Source organism: Halomonas sp. GD1P12 (genome assembly GCF_025725645.1).
Taxonomy (GTDB): Bacteria; Pseudomonadota; Gammaproteobacteria; order Pseudomonadales; family Halomonadaceae; genus Vreelandella.
Window position 1 is genome coordinate 2,369,562 of sequence record NZ_CP107007.1, and the last position, 18,760, is coordinate 2,388,321.

An 18,760-nucleotide genomic window follows, 5' to 3' on the forward strand; every position below is an offset into this window, starting at 1 on the left:
AAACGCCTTTTTATTTTTCAAAAAAGGGTGAATAAATTAGTCATAAAAGCGGCGAATATAGCGGTATACGTGATTATTCAAGAAAAAGCGCTTGCATCACCGGTGCACGTCGCACCGACTGGTCGAAAGGGCCAACAGCGGGCAATAAAAAACCCCCGACCAAAAGGTCGGGGGTTGGGGTACTGCATCGTTCGGGCAAGCAAACTCTTGTTTGCTGCACCCGGCGGCCTGGGCCGCCGGGTGTCTCACAGCGCGGGCAGGTTACACCACCCTACCCGGTTGCCAGGTCAACCTTAGGCAGCGCTGTTAACGGACAGGAAGCCGTTGGAGAAGTCGACGTCTTGAACGTTCACACCGGTCAGAGTGATTTCGGTGATGTCAGCGGTGGCGGTAGAGTTACCGGCAGTCGCGTCAGCTTCTACATACAGTACCAGGTTGTCACCGTCCTGCTGCCAGAAGATTTCCAGCGCGGAAGAAGAACCAACGCGGTCAGTGATTGCACCGTCACCCAGCGCTACAGCGGTGTAGCCTTCGCCGAAGAAGATGTAATCAGTACCTTCGTCGCCGAAGTTATCGATATCGGTGTCAGTACCGAAGTTGCCAGTAGCATCTTCGAAGATGTACAGGTCATTATCGTTAGTTGCATCACCAAGACCTTCAACAATGTTGAAGTCATAATCTTCGGTGATGACATCTTCAGCGTTGTCGCGAGCTTCAGTCAGAGAAATCAGCTGAGTGTTCAGATCGCGAGCTTCTTGGAAATCGGCGACGGCATCGTTGAGCACTTGACGATCAGTAAGAGCATCGAGATAAGCACTCACGCCGGCGTATGCTTCGATCGCATCACCAGCAGTGTCGTCGAAAGTTACAGAATATGTGCCGTCAGTTGCATCGACGTCTACATAATCACCGTCGTTGTATTCAGAATCTTCCAGCAGTTCAGCTACGTTGGCGACAGCGGCGTTCAAACTGTCTTCTGCTGAAGTAACAGCAACTTCGGCACGACCCTGAACGTTGGCCGCAGACAGAAGGGCATCAAAACCCTGAAGACTATTAATATCTACTGTAGCTTGATTAACAAGGTTAAACGTTCCATCCGGTCCTTGAGTTGCAACAGTAGTGCTGTCGATTTGCAAATCGGTGCCGGTGATGATGGCAGTAGTATATGTGTCGTTAGCTGCAAGGAAAGTGGTAGCTTGTGCGTCAAAAGCAGTTTGAGCATTGCCCAGCGCTTCAACAGCATTATTAGCTGCCGCAACACGTGCCTGTACGTTATTAACAGCAGTAACAACGTTGTCTTCGAGGTCTTCAGCAGCGTCGGCCACTGCAGTGTTCGCTTCTTCTTGCTCTTCAGCGATCAAAGTGTCCTGCGTTGAAGCAGAACGGGTTGCAAACTGTCCATCGCCAGTAGCAGTAGAGAGTACGCCAGCGGTCTCAGTGTAATAGGTATCGATTGCAGTAGCAGTTGCTTCAGCATCGAACTCAGCACCAACCAATCCAAGTGCTTGTACTTCAGAAGCATCTTCCAAGAATTCAACGCGCGCTTCGATGGTAGCCTGCAGCTGCTCGATAGCATCAGCCAGCAGAGCAGTGGTTAGGCCATCAGCCAGCAGCAGTGGCTGGTTGCCTTCATTGCCAGCTTCCAGGTACGCATTAGAGCGCTCGATAGCATCCTGAAGGTTCAGAGAGGCTTGCTCCAGACCACGCGGAATGGTGTCGCCCAGCAGTTTCTCACCGATTTCGGCAACGACCTGGCCAGCCGGAACGCCGGCTTCCAGACGAGCGTTAATGAAATCGTTAGCGCGGTCGTAGCCAACGGTGTCTTCTTCCAGACCCAGACGGCCCAGGATCAGGTCGATCTTGTCTTGAGTGCTGGCGCCGTCTTCGAACTGGCTGTTGAACGCGTCGGTCGCGGCCAGGTTGTTGGCCAGGTCGTAGATGCTGGGGTTGGTCGCCAGAATCTCACGGAAGTTAGCGGCGGAAGCAGTACCTACTGCCTGGCCGAACATCAGAGCGGCGAGGCCCTGTACTGCTTGAGTCTTGGTAATAGCCATCTTGGTGAAACTCCTTGCGTTCTTGACAACGTTGTCAGGCTCATTAAAAGCCGCGCTAGCTACGCTAGCACAGGCTTAAAATTCTAACCAGTTTTTACTACGTGCAAGTTGCTGTTTACACAGTTCTTGCGATATTGCGTTATGGAAATGGCAACGGGTATGCGCGCTACGCGCCGCCATTGCTGCCGAGAAGGCTCCACGCCACTCTTTATAGCCGCGCCAGGGTGGCTTGGCAAGTAACTTCCGGTAACGCATTACTATGCCTTTGTGCCGCGTTGATCGCAAGCCTACTTAAGTTTTCAAGCGCGGCTCGAACGTTTATCACCTTTCAGTGACGGCGGGATGACAGGACCACGTGTCTCGGGCATTTCGGGGTTTTGAAACATCGTTCGCTAAAGCGCTGTTCTCAAACGCGTTGTGACGCTTACGGAAAAAAAAGTGTTTAAAAACGCCACACTGTTCATTTTTCCCCCGGTTGGCACCATGGGAGCGCACGGGTAAGATAGCGGCCTTTCTGTTTACCGGGAGCGCGCCTTGGCTGCTTTACACTTACACCGCCACCTGCATCTATTGTGGCAGTTCACCTGCCGCGATATTACCGGGCGCTACCGGGGGTCGCTGTTGGGCCTTGGCTGGACCCTGCTCTCGCCACTTTTAATGCTGGGTGCCTTTACCCTGGTGTTCTACGGCTTTTTCGATTTGAAGTGGCCGGTCGAGGCCACCGGCACCCCACAGATGGATTTCGCGCTGCAGGTGTTCGTCGGGCTTTTATCCTTTAACTGGTTCGCCGAGGTGGTCAATCGCGGCCCAATACTGGTGACCAGCCAACCCAACCTGGTCACGAAGGTGGTGTTTCCGTTGCCGCTGCTGGCGTTCTCGTCGGTGCTGGCGGCCAGTTTTCAAGCGCTGGTGAGTCTGGTGCTTTTAATGCTGATTACCGCGGTGCTGGTGGGCGTTAACGTCACCTGGCTTGCGCTTCCGCTGGTCATCCTGCCGTTTGCCGGCGTGCTGGTGGGCATTTCGCTGTGGCTTTCGGCGCTGGGGGTTTATCTTCGCGATATCGGCCCGTTCATGGCGCTGTGTACGTCGGTTTTGATGTTTCTCTCGCCGGTGTTCTACCCGCTTTCCAACGTGCCGGAGCAGTGGCAAGGGGTATATTTGATGAATCCGCTGGCGCTGTTGATCACCCAGCTTCGCGACGTAATTTTCATGGGCGCTTGGCCGAGCGTGAAGGTCGTGGTGGGGCTAACCGTGGTGGCCGCCCTGCTGCTTGCAAGCGGTAGCTGGGCCTTCAACAAGCTGCGCGGGGGGTTTGCCGATGTGCTCTGATACGACCGTTACCCGCAGCGACCAGCCCGCTATTGCGCTGACCAACGTCAGCAAGACGTTCTACCGCTACGAGCGCCCGCTCGACCGGCTGCTGCTGCAGTTCAAGGCGCTTAGCAAGCGCGCCCGTTTTGACACCATCAGCGGCCTGAAGGCGATGGACTTGACCGTCAAGCGCGGCGAAGTCGTGGGCCTCGTTGGCCGTAACGGCGCGGGTAAATCGACGCTTTTGCAGCTGGTGTGCAATACGCTCTCCCCCACCACGGGCGAGGTAGTAGTGAACGGCAAGATCGCGGCGCTTTTAGAGCTGGGCTCGGGTTTCAACCCGGAGTTCACCGGGCGTGAGAACGTGTACATGTCGGCGGCGATCGCCGGGCTCAGCCGCGCTCAGGTGAACGAGAAGTTCGACGAGATCCACGCGTTCTCCGGTATTGGCGATTTCATCGACCAGCCGGTGAAAACCTACTCCAGCGGCATGTACGTGCGCCTGGCCTTTGCGGTGGCCACCAGCGTGGAGCCGGACATTCTGGTGGTCGACGAGGCGCTTTCCGTCGGCGACGGCGCCTTTGCGCGCAAGTCGTTCGATCGCATCATGGCGCTTCGCGAACGCGGCGCGACGATTCTGTTCTGCTCGCACTCGCTCTACCAGGTGGAAAACCTGTGCGACCGGGCGCTGTGGGTGGAAGGCGGCGAAGTGCTGGCCGATGACATTCCCTCGATCGTGATCCCGCGCTACGAGCAGTTTTTGCTGGGCGACACCGTGGAAAGCCGGGGGGTGCGCGAAAGCGCGGCCGACGAGCAGCGCCACGTAGCGCCATCGGGCAGCGCGCGGCTGTTGTCGACCACCGTGCTGGTAGACGGCAAAACGCCGGATGCTCGCTACCCGGCGGTCAGCGGTGAAAGTACGCTCGAGATCGAGATTCACTTTGCCAGCGACCCGGCGCTTGCCTGCCCGGGCGTGGCGGTAACGATCTCGACGCCTTCCGGGCAGATCGTCACCAGCTCGGGCAGCTGGGAGGAAGGCGTGGCGCTCACCAGAAGCGAGCGCGGCGAGGGGCGGCTTTCGATTTGCTTTCCTGAACTGGCGCTGCTCAAGGGCGAATACCACGTGGGGGCGTACCTGTTCTGCGAGCGCGGGCTTCACAGCTACGAGTGGGTCGACCCGATCAGCGGCTTCCACGTGACCCAAACGAGCGTGGCCCGCGGCGTGGTGCGCCTGCCCCACCAGTGGCAGCCGCGCACCCCCGGGGGCGCCAGCCATGGCTGACACCGCGCTCAAAAGCGACCAGTGGCAGATTCGCTGGGCCACCGTTGATGACACCCCCGCCCTGCTGCGCCTTTTCGAGCGCAGTTTCGGCGCGACCATGTCCCTGGACGAGTGGCGCTGGAAATACCGCTTTGCCGACAGCCCCGGCGTGGTGTGCGTGGATAACGGTGAGCTCGTGGCGTTCAACGGCGGCATGCCGCGCCCGGTGTTCGTCGACGGCCAGCGCCACAGGGCGGTGCAGATGGGCGATGTGATGGTCGACCCGGCGTATCGGGGCATTCTCACCCGCAAGGGGCCGTTTTATCGCGTGGTGCAGGCCTTCTTTAGCGACAAGGTGGGCGAAACGCTCGACTACCGCTACGCCTTCGGCTTTCCCCACGCCCGCCACGCCCGCCTGGGCCGGGCGCTGTCGCTCTACTGCGAAACCGATGTGATTCGGGCCGCCGAGTGGTCGCCCCAACCCAAACGCCGCCTGCTCACCACCGCCCGGCCACTTACGCCCCAGGACGCCGCCACCGTGGATGCGCTCTGGCAAACCATGCGCGAGGCGCTGCCTGAGGTGGCGATCGGCGAGCGCGACAGCCGCTGGCTCGATCACCGCTACCGCCAGGTGCCGGGGCGCAACTACCTGCAGTGGCTGGTCGTGGAGCGTTTGACCAAGCGCCCGGTGGGCATTTGCGTGCTGCGCCAGCACGAGCGCCAGGTCGAGCTTCTGGACCTGGTCGCCCCGCCGAAGGCGCTGCCCCGGGTCGTCGAAAGCGCTCGCCATCTGACCGCCCGGCTTGGGTGCGATACGCTCACCGCCTGGCTTTCACCGAGCGTGGCAAGTGCGCTTGCGGCGTCCGGCGCGCAGCTGACCGATACCGACGTAGTGGTGCCGGGCAGCCAGGTGAATGGCAAAGCGCTGGGCCTGGAGGTGGAAAACCGCTGGTGGCTGATGGGCGGCGACACGGATTTCCGCTAAGCCGACCTTGCACCTGCGCCCCGGCTGGTGAAGGATAAAACCACCATTATAAAAAGCCGCGGACACAAGCAGCGCCGCGCCGCTTACAAGACCATGGAAAAGGCCGTCATTGCATGAGAGAAGCCTGGTACGTTCCTTACACCCCCACGCCGCTGGAAGGCTCGCGCGTGCTGGTGCTGGCCCCCCACCCGGACGACGAAGTGTTCGGCTGTGGAGGCGCGCTGGCCCAGCTTGCCGCCAGGGGCGCCGAGATTCGCGTGGTGATCGCCACCCAGGGGCCCCAGGCAACCCTGCGTTTGGCGGAATCGACCCGCGCCGCTGCGGTGCTGGGCTACCCCGCTCCGATCAACTGGGCCTTTCCCGACCGGGGGCTGGAGCAGGCCATTGATGCGCTGGCCGACACGCTTTTGGAAGCGCTCGAGGCGTTCACCCCGGATTTACTGCTGGCGCCTTCGAGCTTCGAGATGCACCCGGACCACCGCGCTGCCTGCGACGCCGCGCTCAAGGCCGGCGAGCGCTTCGTTGCCAAGCATAACGCGTCGCTTTCCATCGCGCTTTACGAGATCGGCGTGCCGCTGAGCGCCAACCAGCTCGTGGATATATCCCAAGAGGGCGAGCTAAAAGCCAGGGCCATGCAGTGCTTTGCCTCGCAGCTTGCCGAGCAGCGCTACGCTGATCAGATCGACGGGCTCAATCGCTATAGAAGCTATACGCTGGGGCTTTCGGTCACTCGGGCCGAGGCGTTTCACGTACTGGCGGCCGGCGAGCGCGTTGATATCGAACTGCCTTCGGTGCAGGACCAGGCGCTTTGGCGCTGCGAAGCCGCGCTGGCTCAAACGCAAGCCCAGCTTCAATCGCAGGCCCAAGCCCTGGGTCAAATGCAGGCCGAGCACGTTCACGCGATCGAGGCGTTGAAAAGGGAAAACGCGGCGCTTGTCGATCAAGCCCACGAGGACCGCCAGGCGCTGGCGCAGAGCGAGCAGGCCAAACGCGGCGCCGAACAGGAGCTTCAGGCCATTTACGCCACCCGAGGCTGGCGCTGGCTTTCGCGTCTAAAATCGTTACTAGGGCGCGGTTAAGCGCATTATTCATCAGGAAGTTTATGTCATCGTCTAATTCGAACGTTTTGGTCAACACCGGCTCGAGCACCGCGCGCGTGAGCCTGCTGATCCGCAGCATGGACCGCCCTCATCTTCAGGACGCCCTGGCCGGTATCGCGGCACAGCGTTTTGCGGGCCTGGAAGTTCTGGTCGTCAACGCCAAGGGCGAGCCGCATAGCGCGCTGCCCGCGCTCGACGTGCCCTGCCGGCTGGTCGACTCCGACACGCCCCTTCCCCGCGCCAAGGCGGCCAACAAGGCGCTCGAAGCGGTGCAGACGCCCTACGCGATGTTTCTGGACGACGACGACACGATCGACCCCGATCACATCGCACGCCTGGTCGAAGCGCTGGACGCCCATGATGAGGCGCCGGCAGCCTACGCCGGGGTGCGGCTGGAGAAAACCACCGGTGAGGTGGTTTCTACCATGGACACGCCCTGGGTGGCCGGCGAGCTTTTGCTTCACAATACGCTGCCGATTCACGCGGTGCTGTTTCGCGTAAGCGCTGTGAAAGCGCACGACTGTCGTTTCGATACGCAGTTCGAGCAGCTCGAGGATTGGGATTTCTGGCTCACGCTGGCGCAAACCGGTGCGTTCGTTCACGTACCGGGGCCGAGTGCGACTTACCGGCTGGGGCTGGGCGAGTCTGGCCTTTCGCAGCAGCGCGATATCGACGCCTTCCAAGCGGCCCGCCGCGCGGTATGGCAAAAGTGGCTCCCCCGGGTGGACGAGGCGTTGCTGCAAAACGGCATGGCCGTACTGGTCGACCGGCTGGAGCAGCTGGAGTGGGACACCCGTCAGCTTCACGCAAGCGAGGCGGCGCTTCACCAGCGCGATCATGAGCGCGAAGGCAAGCTTTTGGAGCTTCGTGAGCATTACGAGAAGCTTCAGAGCCTTCACAGCGAGCTTCACCAGGCCCACGGTGGGGTGTGGGAAAAGCTCGATGCGCTGGGCAAGGAGCACGAGCAGGCGCTTTCGCGTATCGACACCCTGCAGCAGGACGCCAACGCGCTCGTAGCGCTGCGCGAGCGCCACGCGGCGCTCGAAGAGCAAAGCACCCACCTGCATGAGCGCCTGGCCGGGGCCGATCACGCGCGTCTCGCGCTCGAGCAAGCCCGTGCCGATGCCGAGCACCGCGCCCATGTGCTCGGTGAAGAGCTTCACGCGCTGCGCCATTCGCGCTCGATGCGCCTGACCGCGCCGCTTCGCTGGCTGACCGAGCAACTCAGAGCGTTGAAAAACGGCTCGTTCAAGGAGCGTTTCGCCTCACCGGACGACGACCTGCCGATCGCCCGCGCCAAACAGAAAACCCCCGTGGGCGCGGTGGATGTCATCGTGCCGGTCTACAAGGGCCTGGACGAGACCCGCGACTGCCTGGAGAGCGTGTGGGCCTCCAACTCGAAGCACGCCTACCGGCTGGTGGTGATCAACGACGCAAGCCCGGAGCCGGCGCTGACCGAGTGGCTTCGCGAGGTGGCGAAGACCCGCCCGATGCTGCTGCTGGAAAACGAGGAGAACCTGGGGTTCGTGGGCACGGTGAACCGCGGCATGGCCCACTCGGAAAGTGCTGACGTGGTGCTGCTCAACAGCGACGCCGAAGTGGTCAACGACTGGCTGGACCGCCTTATAGACGCCGCCTACCGCCCCACGACCCGGCCGGTGGCGAGCGTCACGCCGTTTTCCAACAACGCGACCATCTGCAGCTACCCGCGCTTTTGCGAGGACAACCACCTGCCGGAAGGCTTCACGCTTTCCGAGCTCGACCGGCTGGTAGCGGACACCAACAAAGGCCAGGCGGTGGAAATCCCCACGGGTATTGGCTTTTGCATGTACATTCGCCGCGAAGCGCTCAATGACGTGGGTCTGTTCGATGTCGAGAATTTCGGCAAGGGCTACGGCGAAGAGAACGACTTCTGTATGCGCACGCTAAAAGCCGGCTGGTGCCACCTGCACGCCCTCGACGTCTTCGCCTGGCACAAGGGCAGCGTGAGCTTTGGCGAAAGCCAGCCGGAGCGCGTGACCAAGGCGCTGCAGGTGCTGCACGAGCTGCACCCGGACTACGAATCTCGCGTACACACGTTCATCGGGGTGGACCCGGCCCGCCAGGCGCGGCTGAACATCGACGTGGCGCGGCTTCGAAAAAGCGCCAAACCGCGCGTTTTGATGGTCAATCATCAGCGTGGCGGCGGCACCGAGCGCCACTGCCAAGAGCTGGCGGCCACGCTGAAAGGCGAAGTGGAGTGGTTGATGCTGCGGCCAAGCCCGGTGGGTGGGGCGCGGCTGACCATGCTCGATGAGGCCGAATCCATGGCGCTGGATTACGTGCTGCCGGACGCCTTTGACGAACTGGTCGACATGCTCAAGGCGCTGGGCGTGACTCACGTGCATTTTCATCACGTGCTGGGCTTCGATAAGCGCATTCTCGACCTCGCCGGCGCCCTGGGCGCCACCCAGGACGTGACGCTTCACGACTACTACGCCGTGTGCCCGCAAATTTCACTGACGCCGATCGATCATCGCTACTGCGGTGAGAAAGGCGTCGAGCAGTGCCGGCAGTGCCTTTCCGAGCAGCCGGCGCCGGACGGCAGCACCATTACCCAGTGGCGCGAGCGCCACGCGGCCTGGCTGCTCAAAAGCGACCGGGTAATTTCGCCAAGCCAGGACGCCGCCGAGCGCTTCAAGGGCTACATTCCCGAACTCGAGGTTCAGGTAGCGGTTCACCCGGACCAGGAAGGCGTTCGCTACCCGGCGCCTGCCTGGCAGGCGCCCGTGGAGGGCGAGCCGCTTCGCGTGGCGGTGATCGGCGCGCTTTCGATCATCAAGGGCGCGGACGTGCTCGAAAGTGTGGCCGCGCTTGCCAGCAAAAAAGGGCTGAACATCGAGTTCAAACTGTTTGGATTCGCCTACCGCTCGCTCAAGCCGCTACCCAACCTGAGCGTCACCGGTGCCTACCGCGACGACGAGCTGGCCGCCCTTGTCAGCGCGTGGCAGCCCCATGTTGCCTGGTTCCCGCCGATCTGGCCGGAAACCTACAGCTATACGCTGAGCACCTGTTTACAGCTGGGCCTGCCGGTGGTGGCAAGCAACCTGGGCGCCCTGCCGGAACGCCTTCAGGCGCGGCCCTGTTCCTGGCTGCTGGCCTGGGACAGCACCGCCGAACAGTGGTGTGAATGGTTCGAAGGGCTGCCTGCGCGGGCGGCCAACACCATCGAAACGGCGGCCCCTGGCGATTGGGACAACGGTCAGGCGGATTTCTACGCCAAACGCTACGTGACGCCCATTGCCCCGGCGCGGCCCGAGGCCGAGCTTGCCGCACTCCCCTCGCACTGGCAGGTACACGCGGCACAAAAAGACACCACGACCATGCGCGTGCGCAAGGCGATGGTGTCGACACTTTACTGGCTACGCGCAAGGCCGCTGCTGCGCGGGCTATCGCGGCACGTGCCGGCGGGCTGGCAGCGCAAGGTGAAAAGCCGCTTGCTGCGGGAGTCGTAGCGGGTATGGGGTTGCATACGCCACGTTTCGGAGTTTGCGTGCCGACGCTCAACGCGGGCCCAAGCTGGCTTGAATGGCTGAACCGGGCCGAGCCGGCGCTGGCCGCAGCCCACCGCCGGCTGGTGATCGACTCGAGCTCCAGTGACGCCACCGCTTCGCTGGCCGCGGAGCGCGGTTGGGAAGTACAGCACATTGCGCGCGACGCGTTCGATCACGGCGGCACCCGCCAGCGTGCGCTCGAGCTACTGGCCGACTGCGACGTGGTGGTGTTTCTGACCCAGGACGCGCTGGTGGCCGATGAAAACGCGCTGACAGCGCTGAATGAGGCTTTCAAGGCGCCCCACGTGGGCGCGGTTTTTGGTCGCCAGCTGCCGCACGACGACGCCACGCCCATTGCCGCCCACGCAAGGCTTTTTAACTACCCGGAAGAATCGAGAGTGGTGAACGAAGCCGACATTCCAACGCTTGGCCTCAAAACGGCGTTTTTATCCAACTCGTTTGCCGCTTACCGGCGCGAGGCGCTTTTGGCGGCGGGCGGGTTTCCCACCGGCACCATCCTGAGCGAGGACATGATTGCCGGTGCGCGGCTTTTACAAAACGGCTGGCAGCTCGCCTACTGCGCCAAGGCGTGCGTTCACCATTCGCACAACTACTCGCTGGGCCAGGAGTTCAAGCGCTACTTCGATATCGGCGTGCTGCACCACCGCGAGGGCTGGCTGTTGGCGTGGTTGGGCAAGGCGGAAGGCGAAGGCGGGCGCTTCGTGCGCTCGGAAATCCGCTATTTACTGCGTCACGCCCCCTGGCGCCTGCCCGAGGCCGGGCTCAGAACTTGCCTCAAGTACCTGGGCTACCGGCTGGGCAAGGCGGAAAACCGCCTTCCCGTGAGCCTGAAGCGCCGCCTTTCCATGCACCGCCGGTTTTGGGGCTAGATGTTGGGGCCAATGCGCTACCCTGGCGTTCACTGCTTGCCTCGGGCATCGTTTATCATCTGACTTTCCAGCATCGCCGTCAGGGTTTGCTCGATCGGGGTTCGCTCGAGTCCCGGTACCCAGGCGTTCAAACGCTGGGTACACGCCTTGAGCTTGGGAATCTCGTTGGCGCGCACGAACGCCGGATTGACGCGAATCTCGATGGCGTGACCTGCCAGCCGCTCGAGCGTTTGAATCAGCGCTTTCAGCGATACCGCTTGGCCGCTGCCCACGTTGACCACGCTGGCGCTCCTTGCGCCTTGCGGCCAGTGCGCCAAAAGCCGCGCGTAAATCGCCACGACGTCGCGCACATCCGAGAAGTCGCGGCTGACGTGAGTGTTGCCAAGCTCGATGACCGCCTCGCGGCGCTGAAAGTGAGCGACGATTTTCGGGACCAGAAAGTGCCCCGCCTGGCCGGGGCCGGTGTAGTTGAACGGCCGGGCGATCAACAAGGGGAGCTTTTGGGCGTAGGTAAGCGCAACGTGCTCCATGGCGAGCTTGGAGTGGGCGTAGTGGTTGACCGGCAAGGGGGCCACGCTTTCATCGATAACCGCCTGGCCGTTGGCACCGTAGACGTTGGCGCTGCTGGCGAGCAGCACCCTGGGCGGCGCGGCCAGCCCGCTCAGCGCGGCCAGCAGGTTCTCGGTGCCCAGCACGTTGACGCGATAGAAATCGAGCGGTGTCGGGTGGCCCACAAACGACAGCGCCGCCAAGTGAAACACCTGGTCCGGTGCGCTTTGCTGCACGAGACGAGAAAGGTTCGCGGCATCGCTTAGATCAATGTGATGCGTTTCATCGGCGCCGCAGGGCGTGCTTGCCAAGGCCACTACACGGTGGCCCTGGCGCTTCAAATGGGCGACGAGGTAGCGGCCAGTAAAGCCGCTGGCGCCGGTGACCAGGCTCGTGGTCATGGTGGCTCCCTTACCAAAAGGTGATCGGCGACTCAGACGCTGACGCCTTGTTGCACGCGCAGCAGATCCGCCTCGACCATCATTTTGCACAGCGTCTCCAGCGGGACCACGGGCTTCCAGCCAAGCTCGCGGTGGGCCTTGGCCGGGTCGCCGATCAGAAGCTCGACCTCGGCGGGACGATAAAACTCGGGGTTGATCACCACCCGCGTTTCGCCCGTCGCCGCGTCCTGGGCGATCTCGTTTTCGCCCTCGCCTTCCCAGCGAAGCTCGATGTTCGCTGCCTTGAAGGCGAGCGTCACGAAATCGCGCACGGTTTCGGTGCGGTGGGTGGCCAGCACGAACGTGTCCGGCTCATCGGCCTGCAGCATACGCCACATGCCCTCGACGTACTCGCGGGCAAAGCCCCAATCGCGCTTGGCGTCCAGGTTGCCCAGCGCCAAGTGGGGTTGCAGGCCAAGCTTGATACGCGCCACACCGTCGGTGATCTTGCGCGTGACGAACTCGCGCCCTCGCAGCGGCGATTCATGGTTGAACAGAATGCCGCAGGCGGCAAACAGGCCATAGGATTCGCGGTAGTTGATCGTCATCCAGTGGGCATAGAGCTTGGCCACGCCGTAGGGGCTTCGGGGGTAGAACGGCGTCGATTCGGTTTGCGGCACCTCCTGCACCTTACCAAACATCTCGGAGGTGGAGGCCTGGTAAAAGCGAATGGCGGGGTCGACGATGCGAATGGCTTCCAGCAGATTGACCACGCCAAGCCCGGTGATTTCGGCGGTGGTGATGGGCTGGTCGAACGAGACCCCGACGAAGCTCTGGGCCGCGAGGTTGTAGACTTCCTGCGGCCGGCAGCGCTGCAGCAGGCGAATGCTGGCGGACAGGTCGGTCAGGTCGAACTCGACCAGGTGCAGGTTGGGATGCCCCTGGAGTCCGAGTTCTTCGATACGCCAGAAATTCACCGAGCTGGTGCGCCGAAACGTGCCGTACACGGTGTAGCCCTTCTCCAGCAAAAGCTCGGCCAGATAAGCGCCGTCCTGCCCCGTTATCCCCGTGACGATCGCGGTCAACGCGCCGCTCTTTTTATGCTCGCCCATCATTTTATGCTCGCCTCACTCAAACCGTTGCGCCCGCTGCTGGCGCTTAAAGGTAACAGAGTGTAATCACCGCGTGTTACAGTTTTTGGTCAACGAGCGCGGCGTTCATCAGCGCTTGATAACGCCGGGCAAGCGTGGCCCAACGGCGCTGTTCGAGCCAGTCAGCGCGCGCCTGGCGGTAAACCGCCCGCTCCTGCTCGTTGGCGCTGAGCACGTGAACAACCGCCGAGGCGATCGCCTCGGGCTCGAAGCCGTCAGATTGCCACACCACGCCCGCCACTTCGTCGAAAATGGGCGCTGGGGTGGTCAAAATCATCGGGCACGCCGCCACGGCGGTGCGCACCGCAGCGCTGCTCGACTCCTGGGTGTACTGGTACGGCAGCACCACAAGGCTACATTCGGCCAAGCGGCGCTGCACCTCGTCCAGAGGCATGAAATCGGTGTACCACTCGAGGTAGCGCTCGACACCGAGCCGTTTGGCGGTGCGCTGGCAGCGCGCAAGCTCTTCCTGGGAGGCGGGCTCGTCGCGTACCGAGGTTACCAGGCGTAGCCTGGCGCCTTCGGGCAGCGCTTGGCGTTTTATCAGCGCGGCGAAGGCCTCGATCAACGTATTGACGCCCTTATGGGGCAGCAAAAAGCCGAAACAGCCGATGATCGGCGCGCCGTTGGAGGGAGTGGCTTCAACGGTGGCCTCACAACTCTGGGCCACGCCCTGAGGCATGCGAGTTACGTTGTCGGTCAGGCCGATGCGCTTCAAGTGATTAAGATCGTCCAGGGTGTGGACGAACACGCGGTCGAACTCGGCCAGCGTGGCAGCCGCCGCGCGGCGGCGGGCGGTGTCGAAATCGATCAACGGGCGCGTGGTGTGAAGGGTGATGTAAACCCGCTTGCCCTGCTCGCGACAGCGCACCACTTCCCTCGCCAGGGCGGTGTCGAGCTCGAAAAAGGCAAAGTGGTGCTGCAACCAGACGACGTTGCCCGAGGCCCCAGAAAGCGCGGGACTTGCGCCCTTTTGCCAGCTCTTTTCGGCAACGCGAACGGGATAAGCGGCGCCATCCAGCGGCGCGGTCGGGGCGTGCACGGTGAGCGCGATGGCGTCGTCGTGCGAAAGCGCCTCGAGCAGGTGGTCGCTGTACTGAGCGATGCCGCAGGCTTCGCGCCAGGTGGAAAACAGGCTGACGGAAAGCGCAGGGGCTGCGGTGTTCGTCAGCGCCTTGAGCCGGGCCAGCGCTGCCAGAATCGACGCCACCGCGCCGGGGGCGAAAAAGCGCGCGCGAATGGCCTCGTTCAGCGCCACTGGGGCCGCGTAGGCATGTTTACCGCCCAAACGAAGTGCCTGCACCTGGCGCGTGATTTCGGCCACGGTGCTGTCGACGCCGGGTTCGACCCACAGTGCCTGGTCGTTTTGAAAGTGCGACTGGGCGTGATCGAAGCAGTAGTCGATGAAGCCGGTCGTGTCGGCGCTCAGGAAGTCGGTGTGCGCGCCAAAGCCGGTGACGACCAGCCCGCGGGAGAACTCGCCGGCCTCGATCGCGGGCATGTTAAGGCCCTCGCCACGGGTGGGCAGCACCACGATATCGGCCTTTTGATACAGCGCGGCCATCTGCTCGGCGCTGTAGTCTTCCATGATGAGCGTGAGCCGCGGGCGGTAGGCGCTGCTCACGTACGTTTCGATCAGCGCCTCGACCTGGTTGTGCGGGTTGGGAAAGCTCTTGAGCGTGAGGGTAAGCGCCGAGTCTTCGCCTGCCAGACGCTCGAAGGCCTGCAGCAATACGTCTACACCCTTGCGCGGAAAGGCCGAGGAGACGTGCAGCAGGTGTACCGGGCGCCCCTGGCTTGCCCGCTCCAGATCCAGCGCCTGGCTCTCGGCGGCCAACGGGTTTTCCACCAGCGGCAGAGTAACGACGTGAATGGGCAACCTACAGCCGCTATCCATCAGCACTTTCTTGACGAACCAGGCGGTTACGATCACGCCGTGATAGTGGCGGTTGAGCGTGTCGATCATGTCCGCCGGCACCGCGGACTCCTCCCAGAAAAACAGCGCCACGGCCGTTCCAAAGGCAGGGTCGGGTGTTATGAGCGGGTAGCGGTGATAAAGCGCTATGCGCTCATTGGGGGCTAACGCCTGCCAGGGGTTGGGGTCGAGCAGGCCGTTGAGACGGGCGGCTTCCGCCTCGCCGCCAGGCGTTGAGTTGACGCGCTTTTCCGGCAAGGCCTCGTGGGGGGCAAGCCACAGCGCCGGGGGGTTGTCGCTCTGGGCGAGCCGTGTGAGCAGGTGGCGGTTGACCGCGGCCAGGCTGTAGCTTCCGTTGACGTGCCCTTCCAGGCGCAGGCCGCGAAGGGCCGATACGCTGGCGGTGGTATCGCGCAGTGTCAGCGCCTCAACGCGCACCCGAGCGCGCACGGGCGTGTCCAGATCGACGAAATCCTCCGGGCGAAACTGCCCCTTACGACTAAAAAGCTCGCTGCTCCCGGCCATCTGCTTAAGCACGCGCATTTTCAACGCCGGAAAGCGGTTGAGAACGGCCAGCGCCGGCCGCTTGAGCCAGGGCACTTGCGCGGTTTTGCGTATCAGTCGGCCCTGAGCGCCAGCGAGTTGACGCCGGGTGTGCATGACGCCGCGCAGCGGCTTTGTCAGCCGCCAGGAGCGGCTTCGATAAACGCCCTCCAGCTCCTCACCGAGCTGTTCGACCCGCGCCTGGTAACGCTGGCGCCTGTCGGTTTCATCCGCCAGCGCCTCGGCCTGAGCCTCGATTTTGGCCGCTAGCGTGTCGAGACTGCCCTGCTGCGTTTGGGCTTGGGTTTCCAAGTACTCGAACCAGGGCGCGCTTTCGTCATCGGTGTGTTTATGGGCGATCAGCGCGTAGTCCGGGTAGGCGGAAACGACCCAGTCCAGATAGTCGCGCACCGGGGCGCTATCCTTTGGCGGCGTGGGGCCGTTGAGTCGCCAAATGCGGGCATTGGCAAAGCCCGTATCGGTGGCGAGAAAGTGCAGAAGCGGCGGTGGCAGTGGGCGCTGGTGGGTCGGGTCGAGATGAAAGCTCCAAAGCCCCACGGTGAGGTTTTCCGGGTTGGGCGTTTCCAGTATCAACACGCCACCGGGCAGTAGCACCCGGTGCGCCTGCTGCACCAGCGCCACCAGATCGTCGAACGGCAGATGCTCGGCGATGTGAAAGCCGGTTACCGCCGAGAGGCTGTCGTCCTCCAGGGCCTGAAGCCCGGTCAGGGCGTCACGTGTATCGACTCTCAGCCCGCGTGCGTTGCACTCGCCGGCCATGCTTTCGTTGGTATCGATCCCGCTGGCGGGCCAGCCGTTGTCGCGCATCAGCTCGAGCCACTCACCCCGCCCGGCGCCCAGGTCGACCACCGGCGCGGTGGGATAGCGCGCCAGAACCGGCGCTAGCACGGGCAGGTAAACCTCCAGCCGGGCCTTGATGACGCTTTCATCGCCGCGAAAGTGGTGGGTAAAACGGGTATAGAAATCCATTACGCTGACTCGTTGGAGGCTGGATAGGGCGCGCCGTGACGCTGACACTGGATCACCGGCATGACCCAGCTGCTGCCGAGGAAAAAGTCCTTTTCGGCGTTGATCATTTGAAACACCAGCGCGTGGTCGACCCACTGGTAGTTGTGGCTCAAATGGGTGTCGCCACTGTGAAGTGACAGCGACACCGAGTAGCTGCCTGGGCCAAGGTTGGCGTCAAAACGCAGCCGGTAGATCAAGCGCTCGCCCGCTGCCACGTCTCGCTCGACCTGGTGGGTGTGCCAGGTGTTGGTGCCGAACACGTCCTGGCCGACCCGGTCCTTGAGCTTGTACCCCAGCACAAGCTCGGCAAGCGGTGCGTGAATGCTGACCGCTACCTGCAGCTCGACCGGCTGGCCGACATCGGCCACGTCGATGGCCGCTCCGTTTTCACCGTGCAGGCTGACGCGTTCGATGCGGGCTTCGCCGCTGCCAGAGCGGGTCTGGATCTGGCCGGTCTCGAGCGGTTTGATCTCGACGTTATCGTTTTCTTTTTGCGCGATCAGCGCGTTGTAGTAATCCATGACGTCCTGGGGCGGGCCGTCCTGGAGCACCCGCCCCTTTTCCAGCAGGATGGCACGGTCGCAAAGGCTCTGAATCGCGGCCTTGTCGTGGGAGACGATCAGAAGCGACGTGCCCAACCGCTGGAACTCGCGAATGCGGTCGAAACTTTTGTGCTGAAAGTAGGCGTCGCCGACCGAAAGCGCTTCATCGACGATCAAAATGTCGGGGCGAAAGGCGGTGGCCACCGAAAAGGCGACGCGCATCTGCATACCGCTGGAGTAAACGCGCATGGGCTTGTCGAAATAGTCGCCGATTTCGGCAAAGGCTTCGATGTCGTCCATTGCCGCGCTGATATCGGCTCGGCCAAAGCCCATCAGCCCCGCCGAGTGCAGCACGTTCTGGCGCCCGGTCAGCTCGCCGTTGAAGCCCATGCCGAGCTCCAGAATCGCCGCGATGCGCCCGCGGGTGCGCACATAGCCTTCACTGGGGACGAGCGTGCCGGTGATCATCTTGAGCAGCGTGCTTTTGCCCGCGCCGTTTTGCCCGACGATCCCCACCGCTTCGCCGGCGGCGATGTCGAAGCCGATATCGCGTAGCACCCAGGTTTCGGCGGCGGGCGCGACCGAACTAAACCAGCTCACGATGCGCCACAGCTCGTTGGGAAACCGGCGGTACACCTTGCCAAGCTCGCGTACTTCCAAAAGCGCGCTCATAGGGCGTCCACCATTTCCGGGCTCGCCCGCTCGAATAGCAGCGCGCTAAAGAGCACAAGGCCCAAGCCCAGCGCCGTCAAAGTCGCCAGGGCCACAAGCGAGGGTGCCTGCCCGTAGGCGAGCACGTCGTGGTAGGCGCCTACCAGGTGGTACAAGGGGTTGAAGGCGATCAGCGTTTGCAGCGCCTGGGGGACGATCTCGGCGGGATAGACCACCGGCGTGAACCAGAACAGAAACTGCAGCACGATGGGCATGAGCTGGCCGATATCGCGAAGAAACACGTTGAGTATGCCCAGCGTCATGCCAAGCCCCAGGCCCAGAAGCACCGTGATACCGGTGAGCACCATCACCCAGGCCAGGGTGGCAGCGTTGAAATGGCCAAGCGCTGCGAACACCACCAGCGTGACCAGAAACAGCGCCAGGTTATTGATCAAACACGAACCGGTCACGATCAGCGGCAGCGCCACCTTGGGAAAGACCAGTTTTTTCATCAGATTGGCGTTGTCGATGAAAATCCCCAGACAGCGAGTGAGCAGTTCACTGAAAAGACTCCACCCCAGCATGCCCGCGGTGAGGTAAATGGCGTAGGCGTACTGGCTTTCGATACCGGGCAGTTTCGCCGACAGCACCTTTGATAGCACCAGCGCGTAGATGAGCACCATGGCCAGCGGGTGGATAATCATCCAGGCACCGCCGATGCGGCTTCGGGCAAAGCGCGTCACCAACTCATGGCGAATCGAGGTGGCGATGAACTGGCGATAACGCCAGGCTCCCTTGAGGGATGCAAGCATGGTTTTCCCTTTTTTCCCGTGCTGGTCAGGCGGCATCTGCGCGCAATGTTAAGC

General features: G+C 62.4%; 12 protein-coding genes. 6 read left to right on the forward strand and 6 right to left on the reverse strand.

Annotation, left to right across the window (positions count from 1 at the left end; translation table 11 throughout):
* Nucleotides 1-293: 293 nt before the first annotated feature.
* Nucleotides 294-2,054 (reverse strand): hypothetical protein, encoded by a 1,761-nt coding sequence (locus tag OCT39_RS10960; RefSeq protein ID WP_263584506.1) that lies wholly within the window; start codon nucleotides 2,052-2,054, stop codon nucleotides 294-296.
* Between the two features lie 534 nt (nucleotides 2,055-2,588).
* On the opposite strand from OCT39_RS10960, the gene OCT39_RS10965 reads away from it, so the two are divergent.
* From OCT39_RS10965 to OCT39_RS10990, 6 genes are all read left to right on the forward strand, one after another.
* A complete protein-coding gene (locus OCT39_RS10965) occupies nucleotides 2,589-3,383 on the forward strand; it encodes an ABC transporter permease (RefSeq protein WP_263584507.1) in 795 nt (264 codons plus the stop codon).
* Nucleotides 3,373-4,647: an ABC transporter ATP-binding protein gene (locus tag OCT39_RS10970; protein WP_263584508.1), complete on the forward strand. Its 1,275-nt coding sequence runs from the start codon at nucleotides 3,373-3,375 to the stop codon at nucleotides 4,645-4,647. The genes OCT39_RS10965 and OCT39_RS10970 overlap by 11 nt, the downstream gene beginning before the upstream one ends.
* On the forward strand, nucleotides 4,640-5,611 hold the full coding sequence (locus tag OCT39_RS10975) for a GNAT family N-acetyltransferase (protein ID WP_263584509.1): 972 nt from the start codon (nucleotides 4,640-4,642) through the stop codon (nucleotides 5,609-5,611). The genes OCT39_RS10970 and OCT39_RS10975 overlap by 8 nt, the downstream gene beginning before the upstream one ends.
* A gap of 113 nt (nucleotides 5,612-5,724) precedes the next feature.
* Complete coding sequence (locus OCT39_RS10980; RefSeq protein ID WP_263584510.1) at nucleotides 5,725-6,690, forward strand: PIG-L deacetylase family protein; 966 nt, start codon at nucleotides 5,725-5,727, stop codon at nucleotides 6,688-6,690.
* A 23-nt stretch (nucleotides 6,691-6,713) separates the two neighbouring features.
* On the forward strand, nucleotides 6,714-10,205 hold the full coding sequence (locus tag OCT39_RS10985; RefSeq protein ID WP_263584511.1) for a glycosyltransferase: 3,492 nt from the start codon (nucleotides 6,714-6,716) through the stop codon (nucleotides 10,203-10,205).
* A 5-nt stretch (nucleotides 10,206-10,210) separates the two neighbouring features.
* A complete protein-coding gene (locus OCT39_RS10990) occupies nucleotides 10,211-11,134 on the forward strand; it encodes a glycosyltransferase (protein ID WP_263584512.1) in 924 nt (307 codons plus the stop codon).
* Between the two features lie 29 nt (nucleotides 11,135-11,163).
* Here OCT39_RS10990 and OCT39_RS10995 read toward each other — a convergent pair whose 3' ends face one another.
* The 5 genes from OCT39_RS10995 to OCT39_RS11015 form a co-directional block, all read right to left on the reverse strand.
* On the reverse strand, nucleotides 11,164-12,084 hold the full coding sequence (locus tag OCT39_RS10995) for an NAD-dependent epimerase/dehydratase family protein (RefSeq protein ID WP_263584513.1): 921 nt from the start codon (nucleotides 12,082-12,084) through the stop codon (nucleotides 11,164-11,166).
* Between the two features lie 32 nt (nucleotides 12,085-12,116).
* Nucleotides 12,117-13,178: a GDP-mannose 4,6-dehydratase gene (gene gmd, locus OCT39_RS11000; RefSeq protein WP_263584514.1), complete on the reverse strand. Its 1,062-nt coding sequence runs from the start codon at nucleotides 13,176-13,178 to the stop codon at nucleotides 12,117-12,119.
* A gap of 73 nt (nucleotides 13,179-13,251) precedes the next feature.
* Nucleotides 13,252-16,662, reverse strand: a complete 3,411-nt coding sequence (locus OCT39_RS11005; protein ID WP_263584515.1) for a glycosyltransferase — start codon at nucleotides 16,660-16,662, stop codon at nucleotides 13,252-13,254.
* Entirely contained in the window at nucleotides 16,662-17,915 is a 1,254-nt protein-coding gene (locus tag OCT39_RS11010; protein ID WP_263584516.1) for an ABC transporter ATP-binding protein, read from the reverse strand. The genes OCT39_RS11005 and OCT39_RS11010 overlap by 1 nt, the downstream gene beginning before the upstream one ends.
* Complete coding sequence (locus OCT39_RS11015; RefSeq protein WP_263584517.1) at nucleotides 17,912-18,706, reverse strand: ABC transporter permease; 795 nt, start codon at nucleotides 18,704-18,706, stop codon at nucleotides 17,912-17,914. The genes OCT39_RS11010 and OCT39_RS11015 overlap by 4 nt, the downstream gene beginning before the upstream one ends.
* Nucleotides 18,707-18,760: the final 54 nt, after the last annotated feature.

Excerpts from the sequence above, each read along its gene's own strand:
- OCT39_RS10960 (WP_263584506.1), bottom strand. The coding sequence starts at position 2,054 with ATGGCTATTACCAAGACTCAAGCAGTACAGGGCCTCGCCGCTCTGATG.
- OCT39_RS10970 (WP_263584508.1), top strand. The coding sequence starts at position 3,373 with ATGTGCTCTGATACGACCGTTACCCGCAGCGACCAGCCCGCTATTGCG.
- OCT39_RS10975 (WP_263584509.1), top strand. The coding sequence starts at position 4,640 with ATGGCTGACACCGCGCTCAAAAGCGACCAGTGGCAGATTCGCTGGGCC.
- OCT39_RS10980 (WP_263584510.1), top strand. The coding sequence starts at position 5,725 with ATGAGAGAAGCCTGGTACGTTCCTTACACCCCCACGCCGCTGGAAGGC.
- OCT39_RS10985 (WP_263584511.1), top strand. The coding sequence starts at position 6,714 with ATGTCATCGTCTAATTCGAACGTTTTGGTCAACACCGGCTCGAGCACC.
- OCT39_RS10990 (WP_263584512.1), top strand. The coding sequence starts at position 10,211 with ATGGGGTTGCATACGCCACGTTTCGGAGTTTGCGTGCCGACGCTCAAC.
- OCT39_RS10995 (WP_263584513.1), bottom strand. The coding sequence starts at position 12,084 with ATGACCACGAGCCTGGTCACCGGCGCCAGCGGCTTTACTGGCCGCTAC.
- gmd (WP_263584514.1), bottom strand. The coding sequence starts at position 13,178 with ATGATGGGCGAGCATAAAAAGAGCGGCGCGTTGACCGCGATCGTCACG.
- OCT39_RS11005 (WP_263584515.1), bottom strand. The coding sequence starts at position 16,662 with ATGGATTTCTATACCCGTTTTACCCACCACTTTCGCGGCGATGAAAGC.
- OCT39_RS11010 (WP_263584516.1), bottom strand. The coding sequence starts at position 17,915 with ATGAGCGCGCTTTTGGAAGTACGCGAGCTTGGCAAGGTGTACCGCCGG.
- OCT39_RS11015 (WP_263584517.1), bottom strand. The coding sequence starts at position 18,706 with ATGCTTGCATCCCTCAAGGGAGCCTGGCGTTATCGCCAGTTCATCGCC.